The organism is Acaryochloris marina S15, assembly GCF_018336915.1.
Taxonomy (GTDB): Bacteria; Cyanobacteriota; Cyanobacteriia; order Thermosynechococcales; family Thermosynechococcaceae; genus Acaryochloris; species Acaryochloris marina_A.
In genome coordinates, this window is record NZ_CP064923.1 from 3,422,065 (window position 1) to 3,435,314 (window position 13,250).

The window sequence follows — 13,250 nt, forward strand, 5'->3', positions numbered from 1 at the left end:
AAGTTAGGGAACAGTAAATAAGGAAACTAGTTAACTGGATGACTTGGATGCATTTTATAATCCTGGAGTCTTCAGATCATTCACTAGTCTTAAAGCGTCCACAATCTGGAGACAGAGCTTCGTCTTGAGCATTGCTATGGAGGTAGGCTCCAGTTCCTTTCCCTAAGTTACCACTCAAAATTTATCTTGTTCTGTAGAGGTCTCAATCGACGGTATGTCTAAGATATTGTCCCGAAGTATGCCCTTGTTAGCGAAAAGTATTGCGATCGCATCTATTGCTGGAATTTGCTCACAAGCGCTACCAAGCTATGCCGGGTTTAATCCGGGGGGCACCGTCGGCAAGCCTGGAAATCGGCGGGGATTAGCTACCCGAGGCGGTGGTTGTAAGGCTAGCGGCAACCCAACTTTAACGACATTGGTTCCTAAAAACAATGTAGGTTTGACCGCATCAGCAACCCCAACCTTCTACTGGTTTATCCCCAGCAATACCTATCAATACGTCAACTTCTCCCTGTACAAGGTGGATGCCGAAGATAACCCTACGGATTTGGTCTATGCATCGACATCCCAAATTTCCGGTGAAGGGGGATTGGCCAGTGTCTCTTTACCAGAGCAAGGGACTACTCAAACGTTAGAAGCGGGTAAGAGCTATCGCTGGATGGTGCGACTGCTCTGTTCCGGCAATGATCGCCGGGGACTCTCTGCCACCGGATGGATTACCTACAGCCCACCTAGCCCCCAGTTGTCCAATCAGTTAACGGCCCAACCGGAAAATAAGGCCGATGTCTATGGTGAGGCTGGCTATTGGTATGACGCGGTGAAAGAGCTTGCACTGCAAAAACAAGCCAATCCCAACAGTCCTGGGGTAAACCTGGCTTGGAAAGCGCTGATGGAATCGGAGTTTGTCCAGCTCAACCAACTGGCTGCTCTGTAAAGGATTAGGCTTTTCCAGTCGCCATAAAATAGCTAAATATTTAAGCCCTGAACCGTTTCAGTTGGTGGATATTCAACGGTGAAGTGATACTCAATCACCTGGCGTTGCTGAGGGGCTAGAGCCAAGGTCCAATCCAACTGGCCCAGTTCACCACACTCAATTCTGGGCTGGCTCTGGGTGAGTCGGACTTTGAGGCGCTCGTCTCGACTCACGGGGAGTTGTTCCGTTAACTGTAGCTTGGCTGCTTGTTCCAGGAAATTAGTCACCGTTAGACGATAGGCAAAGGTAATCCGGCGCTGGCCTCCGATCAGTTTTTTATCGACCTGGCGTTCTACCAGCTCTCGCTCTACCCCCAGCCCTTCGTCAATGCCCAGATCGGTCTTGAATTCCTGCCCTGGAGCTGTATGGTCCAGCTGGGCAGTGCCGACAAACATCCGATCGCGAAAAATATTCGCTTTGCCGGGCAAGAGGGTAACACCATCCATAGGATTTTTTACGGTGGCCTGGAGATAGGCAAAACTCACCCGACTCGGCATGGCAATATGCTGGCAATCCACGGGATAGTCTTGATTCGCTAGAGTGACGGTATGGGGGTTGCCATCGCTAGGAATATCACTATTGCCCCCAATGCGAAAGGAGACCACGGTTCCCGATTTAGAGATATCTGCTGTGGCCACTTGGGCCTTATTCTTCCGGGCTGGGCTAGGCGGCGCTGCTGCTTTGATGTCGACTCCTACTGCTAGGGCTGGCATAGGTGCAGAGGGCTTTCGCCGTTTAAGCATTTCCACTTGTTGAGGTAAGGCGATAAACCATGGCTCCAATTTGGGGGGTAAGGAGCCTAATCCCGGCTTAGCGGTGGATAAGGTTAAGGCAACGGCATTCCAGCTTTCTCCTGTGGTCTGTTCCACTTCAGCTAGATAGGCTAGGCCAAGCACGCCTGTTTCAGTATTGAACTGCAAATCATAAAGGGGATGCCACTGGGCCTGGTTGACTCGATAACTGACTTCTAAATCCAGTTTGCCTACTGCTGGGGCAATTTTGATGACTAGATGATAGCGCTCATGAGGGCGGCGGGTTTGTAACTTCTGGAGCTGATCTTCTAGCAATTGCAGCTGCTGCTGAAGGGTTTCTTGCTGTCCCTGAATACGGGTAATGGCATCGCGATAGGTTTCATATTGCTCTCCCCAAAACTCGAATAGGGCATGGGTTTCGGTTAGGGTTTGCTGTTTGACGATCTGCTTCGATAGGGTGGGGATGGCTTTTTCACTCAGGGCTTCCACTGCCTTTAATTTCAGCTTCACTGCCTCTAACTGATCCTGATATCGCCGTTGCTGTCGCTGCAGCTTTTTGATCTGTGTTTCTAAGTGAGCAACTTCCGGGGCCACTGATTCAAGAGTAGCCAACAATTCTGTTCTCACCCCCAGTATCTGAACCTCCTGGGTACTCGCCCCTGAGACTCGCACTGAATCCGTCTGTAAGGTCATGGGGAAATCAGGAATGAGGAGTTCCTGTTCATTCCCTGTCAACTCAACCGTCCCTTGGCGGGTGATTTGGGCCTGACGACTAAAGACGGTAACCGCCGTAATCTGAGTATCAATGGTGGTTTGCATGAGTACTTTATGAGGAGATGATTCGGGATAGAGGGGCGTTCAGTTCAGAGATTAAGGGTATTGCCCGTTCCACACCCTAGCACTATGTGAGTTATCCTAAATCCCATCAATACCCGAAAATCGTTCTGAAGATACTCCCAACAGTCAGATTTTCCAGAAGAAGAGGTAGGTATGGAGAAATGCGATCGCACATTCAGTTACGTGGCTGACATGACGGATCTTTCCGCATCAAACTGTCATGTTGTCTATGTGGACGGTAACGCCATTGCCCTGTTCCGGCAACAGGATCAGATTTTTGCCATCGATAACCGCTGTCCCCATATGGGGTTTCCCCTCCATAAAGGCACCGCCCAGGATGGCATTCTGATTTGCCACTGGCACCATGCTCGCTTTGATTTAGCCAGTGGGGGCACCTTTGATCTATGGGCAGATGATGTCCAGTCTTTTCCCGTGGAGATTCGCGAGGGCCAGATTTGGGTGGATCTGACCACACCTCAAGATCGAAAAGCCTATTATCGACAGCGCCTCACGGATGGCTTGGAGCAGAGCATTTCCCTGGTGATTGCGAAGTCTGTATTGGCATTACTGGCCTTGGGAGTCGATTCGGCTGAACTGATTGAAATCGGGTTAGCCTTTGGCAGCCGCTATCGTCGGGCGGGTTGGGGAGCAGGACTAACAATCTTGACCTGCATGGCCAATCTTTTACCCTATCTAGATGAGGAGGATCGGTCGTTAGCCCTGTATCACGGGTTAAGTGCGGTCGCTCGGGATTGTGCAGGGTCGCCTCCTCGATTTGACATTCAGCCCCTACCGCAAACAACGACTGAGTTTGCCACCCTCAAAGGCTGGTTTCGGGAGTTCGTAGAGGTTCGAGATCAGCAAGGGGCCGAACGCTGTCTAGTCTCCGCCATTCGGAGTGGAGCGGCCCCTGAGAAAATTGCTGAGATGCTCTTTGCGGCTGCCACGGATCATCGGTTTCTGGATGGGGGCCATACCCTGGACTTTACCAATAAAGCCCTAGAAGCCTTGGATGTGGTGGGTTGGCACCAGGCCGAGTCCATTTTGCCTAGCTTAGTGCGGGGGTATACGGATGCTGAACGGATGGAAGAGTCTAGTGCCTGGCGCAGTCCCGTTGATTTGGTGGCTCTTTTGGAGCAGACCTTTGCCAAGCTGCCGCAAATCTATCAGGCTTCCCAGCAGACGCCAGTGGATCAAGCGGCTTTAATCCCGATCCTTTTAGGGGATGATCCAGCCCTGATCATTGAAGAATTGCTCAAAGCGATTCAGAACGGATGCAGGGATGTTGAGTTGGCTCAGGTGGTCACCTATGCGGCTGCTAGACGGGTAGCTCAGTTCAGCATCAACAATGATTTTCGAGATTGGGATATTGCCCATCACACCTTTACCTTCGCCAATGCCGTTTGTCAGGGGCTGCGGCGGGTTCCTTCTGTCACTCTCTTGCGAGGGGTCTTTGATACAGCGATGCGGATTTATCTCAATCGGTTTTTGAATATTCCTCCGGTTCCTTTGCCTCGTCCTGCTAACCAGGAACCTACCCTGACCGAACTTCCTGACTTACTCGATCGTCAGCAGCAGGTGAAGGCGGTGGGTGAGGTGGTGGCTCAATTTCAATTCAATGGGGGTAAGACACCACACCTACTGACTGAACTAGGGAAACTCCTACTACGGGAAGATCGCAATTTCCACACCATCCAGGAAATAGAGGCTGCGGTTCACCAGTATGAACAGTGGTCAGATCCGAGCACCCGTCCTTATTGGTTAGTTGCCGCCTCTCGCTACTTGGCTGCCCATGCCCCCACCGCCAGAGCCCAAGGCCAAACCTATCGAATTGCCCACCGACTTCAGCAGGGGGATCAGGTCTTTGAATAGGAGATGGATATGAGATTGATTGGATGGTCTATCAGTATGTCTTTGGCCATGAGCTTGGGATTGTGTTCCGCTCCATCTCAACTCTCACCGCAGCCACCACCCCCGCCTCCCACCATGCAATATCAAAAGCAAGAATTGTCGAAGGCAATCGTCCATGTCCTGCGGATTCCGAACCACCCTCGCTATACTGTTCGTCTTGATGTAGCAGACGGTCTCCAAACCGTAGTTAATTTTGCTCAAGGCACGTCCAAACCCGTCGCCGTCATTAATGGGGGGTACTTTGACCCCGCTAATCAGAAAACCACATCCTATATTCGTCGAGGGGGTCAAATTCTGGCTGACCCAACGCAAAATTCAAGACTGGTCGACAATCCAGATCTCCAAGCCTATCTCCCCAAAATCCTCAATCGTTCTGAATTTCGGCAGTATCAATGTGGTTCTGAGGTTACCTATGCCATTACGCTGTTCAAGCAGCCTGTCCCTCCCGATTGCACCCTTACTTATGCCCTCGGGGCGGGGCCTCAGTTACTCCCCCAACTGACGGCCCAAGGGGAAGGATTTACGGATTCGGTGGATGGCCAGGTGGTTCGAGATGCCATTGGCAGTCGTCAGCCTAATGCCAGAAGCGCGGTCGGTATTACCAAAGCGGGAGGTGTGATCTGGGTAATGGTGGAGCAGTCCTCGACAAAGCTAGGGCTCTCTTTACCTGAGCTAGCCGACTTTATGAAACAGCAGGGAGCAGAGTCTGCCTTAAATCTTGACGGGGGCAGTTCATCTTCCCTGGTCTATCAAGATCAGGTGATTACTGGTAAGAGCTTGCGGGGAGAGACCCTGCTTCGCCCCGTGAAGTCAGTTTTGATGGTGCTGGATAACGCACCTAAATAAAGCTGTAATTAATAGGTAGGACATGGAACTAGCGGATTGGATGATAAACCTTGATACTGCCTTGAGCAATCAGAGGTCGGAGAATTTCATCCGTTAGCTGAGTTTCAGGCTCTGCAGGGGTGGGGGGTTGGAGCTGGGATTCTAGTCTTGCGATCGCAACTTTCAATGCTGATGCGGTTCGATGATTCGTACAAGCTGCCAATTGATTACGAAGCTGTTCGATTTTGTCTATGGTTAACAGAGCCATCGGAGTCCACATAACAAAGGTTTCAGTGATCATTAAACCATTGAATGGACATGAATAGGCCTTCAAAGGAACGTCCTTGAGAAAGGTTCAAACTATCACAAGACTAACCGTTTAAGAGCCTGGACAGACTCTCAGGATTGGCAGGCATTGGCCATCCCTTAAGTTCTTCTGCCTAAGGGCCGATTGAACTTGCTGAGTCCCACCCAAAATGTACGATATCCGCCGTTGTTGAGATTCTGAGCACGAATACAAGACCACATGCCAATCGGCTGTTTAAGATAGCCAATTGGTTCGAATTTCTAGGTACAGCTCTTGCTCTTAGTACAGCGAGTTTTGATAGGTGCAGAATGGCCTTGGTCAAACACATAGAAAGAGATAATTTCTGTCGTGGCTTTACGCCGTTTGGGGTTATGTTTACCTTTACGATTTTTGACCACGCATTTGGCTCGGATACTGCCAAAATGGCAATGCCCTTTAGCCCAATATCCATTGGCTTTGACATTAAACCCTTTTGTCTTCGCCTGGGTGGGGGCAGCTAAAGCTAAAAAGGCCAGAGTCACTGCGATACAAGCATCTCCACCGATCATAATCTTCTTCATGATGACGTCTCTTCTAACCATTTAGCGGGGATCTGGGTTAACCCGAAATGAGTTCCCTTTGAGTGGTCCCCACCTTTTGTAGGGGTGAAGTAAATTCGTGATGCAAGCTACGGAAAAACAGGTGGTGTTTTGCTTTGCTGTTAGCGGTCAATCCAACTTAATTTTTTAACAACACAACCCTAGAAATATTTCTTATATTAAAGAGAAGTTTTCAGCTGATATGGCAAGAGGTAATTGTGTCTTTATACGCTGAGTTGCATCGACATTTGGGTGGATCAGTTGTGCCTCGGATTCTGTGGCGCTACTTCAAACGAAATCGCCCCGACTTGGCCCAACCCTTTTCGGACTATCCCCAGTTTGAAGAATTCTACTGTCGGCCTCGGGAATCCCTGGCTGAATATCTAGAACTGCACACCTTGGTGGAAAGCGTTCAGACCCGCGAAACCCTGCCCTACTTTATCTCTCGATTGATTCGAGGGGCTTACGTTTTTGAAAATCTGGCCTATATGGAGATGCGGTATACCCCCTATCTCCGCACCTCAGACCAGCTCAGCCAAACAGAACGCATTGACCAAATGGCCGAGATTGTAGAAATTGTCGGTCAGGCGAGTCAGGTCAAAGAATATCCGATTGTCACCAGCCAAATTCTCTGTATGCATGCTCGTTTGCCCTACGAAGTGAACCGAGCCATTGTGGACATCGCTGCCCAATCCCCGGAGTATGTCTGTGGGATTGATTTAGCAGGTGGAGATGATTTGTATTGCGATCGCATCGACGAATTTGTCGATCTCTATGCCTACGCCCGCTCTCACAATCTCAAAACCACTTGCCATCTCTACGAAACAGAAGGCGGTGCCCACCCCGAACTGCTGCCCTATCTGATGCGAATCGGTCATGGCATCCAGATTCCCTTGCAACATCCTGAACTTCTACCTGCCGTGGCCCAGCGTCGGCAATGTTTAGAGATTTGCCCCACCACTTACCTCAAAACCGGGACCCTACAAAGTATCCAGCAGCTAAAAGTCGTGTTTGACCGCTGTTTTGAAGCTGGGGTTGATGTGGCTATTTGCACCGACAATGCCGGTCTTCACAATGTTCGCTTGCCCTTTGAATACGAAACCCTTCTCACCCAGGATGTCATTAGCTTTGCCCAGCTTAGAGCTTGCCAAGAGAATTCATTCCGCCATGCCTTTGCCTGGCCCCTGAATCAAGGACCAGCTGCTATTCTGAATGATGTTCTTAACTGGGCTCCTGCTGCACTTAACCCCAGTCGGGCGACGGTTGCCACATCCTAATTTCCACAAAATCCTGGGAAATACAGTCGTTGAGCAGCGCAGACATCCAGCGTAGAACAGTTTGTTGAGACGCCATCAGAGTAGTGAATGCCTGCCATCCGCCATCGAGCAAGACTAGTTCTCGCCTTAGTGAGTATTGCGTTAACGCTGCTCTTGCATTTTTCTAGCTTCGCTCAAATTCCCCCCACCGTTCCTGAGTCCCTCCCCCCACAGCCGCTGATTATTCCCAGCCTTTCAAATCCGCTGGTCTCCGATTGGATTTGGTTAGATGGTCGTCGTCTTTTCAAAGTTGCCGCCACCAAAGGTAATTTATCTGAACGAACTCAAGCGGTACAGGAGAGTTTAGAGGCAATCAAACGCAGTTATCTCCGCTCAGGCTCAATCGAGCCCAGGGTAGAAATCAGAACCAGCAATAACCTGCCGGTGATTTTTGCCGAGGATCAGCATTTATTGACCATCACTACCCTCGATGCTGAACTACGGGGCATTGAAATCACAGTCTTAGATGACCAAATCAAATCTACGGTAGAGAGGGCCTTAAAAAGCTCTAGATCCGAGCGCGAACCCCAATTTTTGCAACAGCAGGTCATTATTGCAGGCGGTGTAATCAGTCTTGCCATTCTGTTGAATCGCCTTGTCCACCTTTGGCAGCGTCGATTAAAACGCCCTGCCAAAGCCATCGCAGCCCCTAAAACCGATGGGACCAAACAGCTTCCCCCCGTTCAGTTCTGGATCGGTTTCAAGGGGATTTTGTACCAAGTTCTCAGTATTCTGCAAATCTCGATGGGGTTGATCGGCCTCCTGATCTGCTTGGATTTGTTTCCCTACACCCGCCCCATCAACATTTTGTTGCTCAAGGGTCTCCCCATTCCCCTGACCTTGACCGGCGTCGGATTGGCCACCTACCTACTGATCCGCCTGAGTTGGGCCTTTGTTAATCGCTTTGCCCTAGCTTTAACCGTCACCCCCTTCCTTACACCAATAGCCTCACGGCGGACGCTGCTGAGAATCTCCACCATTGCCAATGTGCTCAAAGGATTTGCGGTCCCTGTCTGGATCGGTATTGGCGTGATTGTGGCCTTAATCCTCTTACAAGTAGATGTTGGCCCCTTGCTGGCCGGGGTGGGTTTAGTAGGTGTCGCCATCTCCCTTGCCTCCCAAAGCATTATTAAAGATGCCCTAAATGGCTTCTTGGTGATTGTGGAAGATCAGTTTGGAGTGGGCGATGTGATTCAAGTCGGTGAGTATACCGGCGTAGTCGAAACCTTAAACTTGCGTATGACCCAAATTCGCAATGCCGAAGGACAACTAATCACCATCCCCAATAGTGAAATTCGCGTTGTTGCCAACCTCTCTAGCGAATGGTCACGGGTCGATCTCGACATTCCCATTCCCTACCCTGCTGACGTGGATCAAATGCTGGCTCTGATCCAGACAACCGCACAGGCCATGGCTGCTGAACCAGATTGGGAAAAACATATTCTGGAACCACCACAACTAATGGGCGTTGATGATTTTGATCATCGAGGTCCCGTTGTGAAAGTTTGGATTAAAACACAACCGCTTCAACAATGGGCTGTATCTAGAGAGCTGCGCCGCCGATTAAAGATAGCGTTTGATGAAGCAGATATTGCCATTCCCGTTCCCCAACATCAACTATGGCTACATCGACCTCGTTCTTGAAGATATCGGAAATAGAAAATTATCACTAAAACCATTCATTTGAAGAGGACTTTAATGAAGCGTGATCCTTTAACCAGATTATGGTTCGACTGATCTCACTGTCATCATTTCAATCCTCAGCGCAGAATATTGACCGTTGGTGATTGAGTGCTATAAGCAACCCAAATGATGGCTTTATCACAGTCTAAAGGGAGTGCTCCATTTTATAACGAACATATGTTATAAAATAAATAGTTCACATCATACTAACGCTGTCGCCCATGCCGAAAGTTGTTGATCGGGTCCAGTACCGCAAAGAGTTGCTAAATGGCTGTATTGAACTCTTCGCTCAAAAGGGCTACGGTTCAATCACCATGCGGCAGATTGCAGAAGGGTTAAAGGTTTCAACCGGAACGCTGTACCACTACTTCGACAGCAAGGAAGCCATCTTTATGCAGCTTGTTCAGGAGCTGTGTGAGCAGGATATCTCCCGATTCTTTGCCCAAGCCCCTGAGGCAGACACTTTAGAAGCTCGCCTACAGGCTGTTATGGATTTCGTGTTGAAGAACCTGCAGTACTACCAGCAGCAGATGCTGTTGTGGGTCGATTTTTTCCAACAAACTCGAACAGGGAACGATCAGGAACTTCAGTTCTTGCGTCAGATCTGGAATGGAACTCGTGACGCAACAGTAGATTATCTACAGCTCCCCAATACAGAGCTAGCCGACTTTCTGATGATTTTTATCGATGGTCTGATTATTCAGTACATCTACAACCGAGGCATTGAAGATGCCGACTGGTTACACTCCCAAAGTCAACTTATGATCCAGATGGTCCTCAGCCATGAACAGTTGTCCGCTCAAACTTAAACCCAAGCCATGGTTAATTGGTACGTTGATTGCAGCTATCGCAGCTAGTGGGGGCATTGTCTTTGTCGGCTTGGCCCAAAGTGATTGGCAAGGGACCAGTCCCTCAGACTCCAGTAGCCTACAACCCTCGATCCTGCCAAATGTTGCAGCTTTAGGCCGACTCGAACCTACGGGGGAGATTGTCAAAGTCGCTGCCCCTCTAGCCCTAGACGGAGATCGCCTCACAGAACTCAAGGTTAAACTGGGCGATACGATACAGGCTGGTGATCCCATTGCTGTTTTGGATTCCCGCGATCGCCTGCTAGATGAGGTGGCCCAAGCCCAAGCTCAACTCCGGGTCACCCAGGTGAAGTTAGCCCAAGTGCAGGCAGGGGCAAAACCTGGAGCCATCAATGCTCAAAGAGCAACCGTATCTCAACAATCTGCAGAGGCGACAGGGCAACTGCGGATTCAGCGGCAAACTATTGCTCGTCTAGAAGCCCAGTACGAGGGCGATCGCACTGCCCAAACAGCAGCAGTCCAACGACTAGCAGCGGAACTCCGCACCGCTCAGAAGGAACTGGCTCGTTACCAATCCCTTTATCAAGCAGGGGCTGTTTCTGCATCCCTATTTGATAGTAAGCAGTTGAGTGTAGACACGACCCAGCAAGCCTTGAAACAGGCCACTGCAGAACTTTCCCGCACCGATGGGATTGCCCAACGTCGTCTTCGGGAAGCCCAGGCTGAGCTGGGTCGTCTTGAAAGTACTGGACAAGCTCAGGTGGCAACCGCACGGTCCCGATTAGCGGAAGTGGCAGAAGTCCGATCAGTGGATATCCAAATGGCTCAAGCGGAGGTTAATGCGGCCCAAGTATCTCTAACCAAGGCCAAAAAAAATCTGGCTCGCGCCACCATTAAAGCGCCCAGTGATGGGCAAATTCTCCAAATCTACACCCGACCCGGTGAGCAAATGAGTAGTGATGGCATCGTCGCCTTAGGGCAAACGGCACAGATGCTGGTGATCGCTGAGGTCTATCAAAGCGATATTCATCGCGTTCAGGTGGGACAGGCTGCAACGATTCGCGGGCAAGGGTTTACTGGTGAATTAAAAGGCAAAGTGGTGGAGCTGGGACGCCAAATTAGTCGTCAACAGGTCTTTAGTGGTGACCCAGGCGAAAATCTGGATCGCCGAGTCGTGGAAGTGAAGATTGCCCTCAATCCAACAGACAGCCAGCAGGTGGCCAATCTCAGCAATTTGCAGGTGCAGACGGTGATCCAAATTTCAGATGAGTCTTAATTTGGCATTTTTTATAACGAACGTTTGATTTTGGAAAATGGCCATGAACAGATTGAGTCTTAGCAAGTGGAAACGGCCCAAGTTTCTGAAGCGAACGCCCCTAGCCTGGCAACAGGTGACCCGAGAGCGCACTCGGTTACTCGTTGCGATCGCAGGGATTGCCTTCGCCGATATGTTGATTTTTATCCAGATGGGGTTTGAGGGAGCCTTATTCGACGCTGCCATTCAGCCCCACCGCAATCTGCAGGCAGATCTGGTCTTAACCAATCCCCAAATGCAGACCCTGTTTTCCGTGAAGGCTTTTCCTCGGGCGCGCCTGTTTCAGACCCTGGCCCATCCCCAGGTGAAATCCGTTAATGGGGTCTATGTAGCTACAGGGCAGTGGAAGAATCCCGAAACCAAACGAGAGCGAGCCATTTTGGTCTGGGGTATTGACCCGGCAGAACCTTCCTTTAAATTTCCAGACGTGACGAATAATCAGGATAAGATTCAGCCTCTGCATCGAGTCTTGTTTGATCAGGCCGGACGGCCAGAATATGGATTTACGACGAGTGCGTTTGAGCAAAAGGGCCATTTCTCCGCCGAACTGAATAACAAGTTAATTCAGGTAGATGGTGTCTTTACAAACGGGGCGTCCTTTGCAGCCGATGGCAACGTGATTGCCAGTGATTCTACTTTTCTACAGCTGTTTCCCAACCGTAGCCCGGAACAGATTGAGGTAGGGCTGATTCAGCTTCAACCGGGGGCTAACGTGGCACAGGTGCGAGCCGATTTAGAAGCCCTCTTGCCCGACGATGTCTTGATTGGCACCACCGAAGACTTTGCCCAAATCGAACGGGATTACTGGGCGAACGGCACGGGGATTGGCTTTATTTTTGGCCTGGGAGTGGGGGTTGGCTTTATTGTCGGCATCGTCATTGTCTATCAGATTCTCTATGCCGATGTATCTGAGCATTTGCCAGAATATGCCACTTTGAAAGCCATGGGCTACACCGACAACTATTTATTGGGGATGTTGATCCAAGAAGCCCTACTTCTAGCTTTTCTCGGATATTTACCCAGTGTGGGATTAGCCTTAGGGCTTTATCAGCTAGCCTTTGCGGCAACCATGCTGCCTATTTCAATGACTGCCCAAAGAGCCGTCACCGTTTTGATCATGACCATTCTAATGTGCTCCATGTCGGGGGCCATTGCCATGCGCAAACTCAGGGCCGCTGATCCAGCCGATATTTTTTAGTCCTCTCTATCCAGCCTGATTATGAACCTGATTTCTATTGCCGAAAATCTTTGGACCGTCACCCAACCCTTCAGCTATCTAGGATTAGAAATCGGTACTCGCATGGTCGTTGTCCGACTGGGTCAGGGAGAACTGATGCTGATTTCCCCCATTCAGCTCCAGGCCAAGGATTGCTCAAGTCTTGATGGATTGGGTACTGTTTGCCATCTGATTGCCCCAAACCAATTCCATCATCTGTACTTGAGCCAAGCTCAAGCACTCTATCCAGATGCCACCACCTGGGGCGTCGAAGGGTTAGCCGAAAAATGTCCTGATCTAAGGCTGGATAGTTTGCTGAACAACAGTGGCATCTTTGGAGAGGAATTAGAATACCTCCCGTTTAAGGGATTTGGAGCTCTTTTACCCCGAGGTATTTGTCTCGCCCATGAAACTGTCTTTTGGCATCGGCCCAGTCGCAGCTTGATTCTAACGGATACCTCGTTTCATTTTGATGAGACTTATCCGTGGGTCACGCAGTTAGCGGCACGGGTTATGGGCTCTTACCAAGTATTGAAACCGTCCTACTTCGAGAAATGGGGCAGCCGCGATAAAGCCCAGGTGAAAGCTTCTGTCCATCAAGTGTTGGCGTGGGATTTTGATCGGGTCATTACGGCCCACGGCAGCATCGTCGAAACTGATGGCAAGGCTCAATTCACAGCGGGCTTTGAGTGGTTGCTGGAAAAAACCCTATAGCACCTTGCTTTTTG

Annotated in this window: 12 protein-coding genes; 9 read left to right on the forward strand and 3 right to left on the reverse strand. The window is 50.1% G+C overall.

Annotation, left to right across the window (positions count from 1 at the left end):
• The first annotated feature begins 214 nt into the window (after positions 1-214).
• Positions 215-934, forward strand: coding sequence for a DUF928 domain-containing protein (locus I1H34_RS15895; protein WP_249369295.1), 720 nt, complete (start codon positions 215-217; stop codon positions 932-934).
• Between the two features lie 32 nt (positions 935-966).
• Here I1H34_RS15895 and I1H34_RS15900 read toward each other — a convergent pair whose 3' ends face one another.
• Positions 967-2,544, reverse strand: coding sequence for a mucoidy inhibitor MuiA family protein (locus I1H34_RS15900; RefSeq protein ID WP_212662004.1), 1,578 nt, complete (start codon positions 2,542-2,544; stop codon positions 967-969).
• 171 nt (positions 2,545-2,715) lie between these two features.
• Between I1H34_RS15900 and I1H34_RS15905 the strand changes: the two genes are divergently transcribed.
• Positions 2,716-4,434 carry a Rieske (2Fe-2S) protein gene (locus tag I1H34_RS15905; protein ID WP_212662005.1) on the forward strand — a complete coding sequence of 573 codons (1,719 nt, stop codon included), beginning with the start codon at positions 2,716-2,718 and terminating at the stop codon, positions 4,432-4,434.
• Between the two features lie 9 nt (positions 4,435-4,443).
• Positions 4,444-5,319 (forward strand): phosphodiester glycosidase family protein, encoded by an 876-nt coding sequence (locus I1H34_RS15910; RefSeq protein ID WP_212662006.1) that lies wholly within the window; start codon positions 4,444-4,446, stop codon positions 5,317-5,319.
• A 28-nt stretch (positions 5,320-5,347) separates the two neighbouring features.
• On the opposite strand, the gene I1H34_RS15915 is transcribed toward I1H34_RS15910, so the two are convergent.
• Together I1H34_RS15915 and I1H34_RS15920 are read right to left on the reverse strand one after the other, a co-directional pair.
• The gene (locus I1H34_RS15915) at positions 5,348-5,566 is read right to left on the reverse strand and encodes a hypothetical protein (protein ID WP_235108889.1); all 219 of its coding nucleotides are present in this window, start codon (positions 5,564-5,566) and stop codon (positions 5,348-5,350) included.
• A gap of 299 nt (positions 5,567-5,865) precedes the next feature.
• Complete coding sequence (locus I1H34_RS15920; protein WP_249369297.1) at positions 5,866-6,165, reverse strand: hypothetical protein; 300 nt, start codon at positions 6,163-6,165, stop codon at positions 5,866-5,868.
• Positions 6,166-6,401: 236 nt separating this feature from the next.
• Between I1H34_RS15920 and I1H34_RS15925 the strand changes: the two genes are divergently transcribed.
• The 6 genes from I1H34_RS15925 (at position 6,402) to I1H34_RS15950 (ending at position 13,236) form a co-directional block, all read left to right on the forward strand.
• Positions 6,402-7,460 carry an adenosine deaminase gene (locus tag I1H34_RS15925; protein ID WP_212662008.1) on the forward strand — a complete coding sequence of 353 codons (1,059 nt, stop codon included), beginning with the start codon at positions 6,402-6,404 and terminating at the stop codon, positions 7,458-7,460.
• 87 nt (positions 7,461-7,547) lie between these two features.
• A complete protein-coding gene (locus I1H34_RS15930; protein WP_212662009.1) occupies positions 7,548-9,143 on the forward strand; it encodes a mechanosensitive ion channel family protein in 1,596 nt (531 codons plus the stop codon).
• 260 nt (positions 9,144-9,403) lie between these two features.
• Entirely contained in the window at positions 9,404-9,991 is a 588-nt protein-coding gene (locus I1H34_RS15935) for a TetR/AcrR family transcriptional regulator (RefSeq protein ID WP_212662010.1), read from the forward strand.
• Positions 9,966-11,267 (forward strand): HlyD family efflux transporter periplasmic adaptor subunit, encoded by a 1,302-nt coding sequence (locus tag I1H34_RS15940; RefSeq protein WP_212662011.1) that lies wholly within the window; start codon positions 9,966-9,968, stop codon positions 11,265-11,267. Before I1H34_RS15935 ends, I1H34_RS15940 begins: the two co-directional genes overlap by 26 nt.
• A 43-nt stretch (positions 11,268-11,310) precedes the next feature.
• Positions 11,311-12,504: an ABC transporter permease DevC gene (devC, locus tag I1H34_RS15945; RefSeq protein WP_212662012.1), complete on the forward strand. Its 1,194-nt coding sequence runs from the start codon at positions 11,311-11,313 to the stop codon at positions 12,502-12,504.
• A gap of 21 nt (positions 12,505-12,525) precedes the next feature.
• Entirely contained in the window at positions 12,526-13,236 is a 711-nt protein-coding gene (locus I1H34_RS15950; RefSeq protein ID WP_212662013.1) for a DUF4336 domain-containing protein, read from the forward strand.
• Positions 13,237-13,250 lie beyond the last annotated feature (14 nt).

Coding starts and splice junctions, on each gene's coding strand:
- I1H34_RS15895 (WP_249369295.1), top strand. CDS start 215: ATGTCTAAGATATTGTCCCGAAGTATGCCCTTGTTAGCGAAAAGTATT.
- I1H34_RS15900 (WP_212662004.1), bottom strand. CDS start 2,544: ATGCAAACCACCATTGATACTCAGATTACGGCGGTTACCGTCTTTAGT.
- I1H34_RS15905 (WP_212662005.1), top strand. CDS start 2,716: ATGGAGAAATGCGATCGCACATTCAGTTACGTGGCTGACATGACGGAT.
- I1H34_RS15910 (WP_212662006.1), top strand. CDS start 4,444: ATGAGATTGATTGGATGGTCTATCAGTATGTCTTTGGCCATGAGCTTG.
- I1H34_RS15915 (WP_235108889.1), bottom strand. CDS start 5,566: ATGGCTCTGTTAACCATAGACAAAATCGAACAGCTTCGTAATCAATTG.
- I1H34_RS15920 (WP_249369297.1), bottom strand. CDS start 6,165: ATGAAGAAGATTATGATCGGTGGAGATGCTTGTATCGCAGTGACTCTG.
- I1H34_RS15930 (WP_212662009.1), top strand. CDS start 7,548: ATGCCTGCCATCCGCCATCGAGCAAGACTAGTTCTCGCCTTAGTGAGT.
- I1H34_RS15935 (WP_212662010.1), top strand. CDS start 9,404: ATGCCGAAAGTTGTTGATCGGGTCCAGTACCGCAAAGAGTTGCTAAAT.
- I1H34_RS15940 (WP_212662011.1), top strand. CDS start 9,966: ATGAACAGTTGTCCGCTCAAACTTAAACCCAAGCCATGGTTAATTGGT.
- devC (WP_212662012.1), top strand. CDS start 11,311: ATGAACAGATTGAGTCTTAGCAAGTGGAAACGGCCCAAGTTTCTGAAG.
- I1H34_RS15950 (WP_212662013.1), top strand. CDS start 12,526: ATGAACCTGATTTCTATTGCCGAAAATCTTTGGACCGTCACCCAACCC.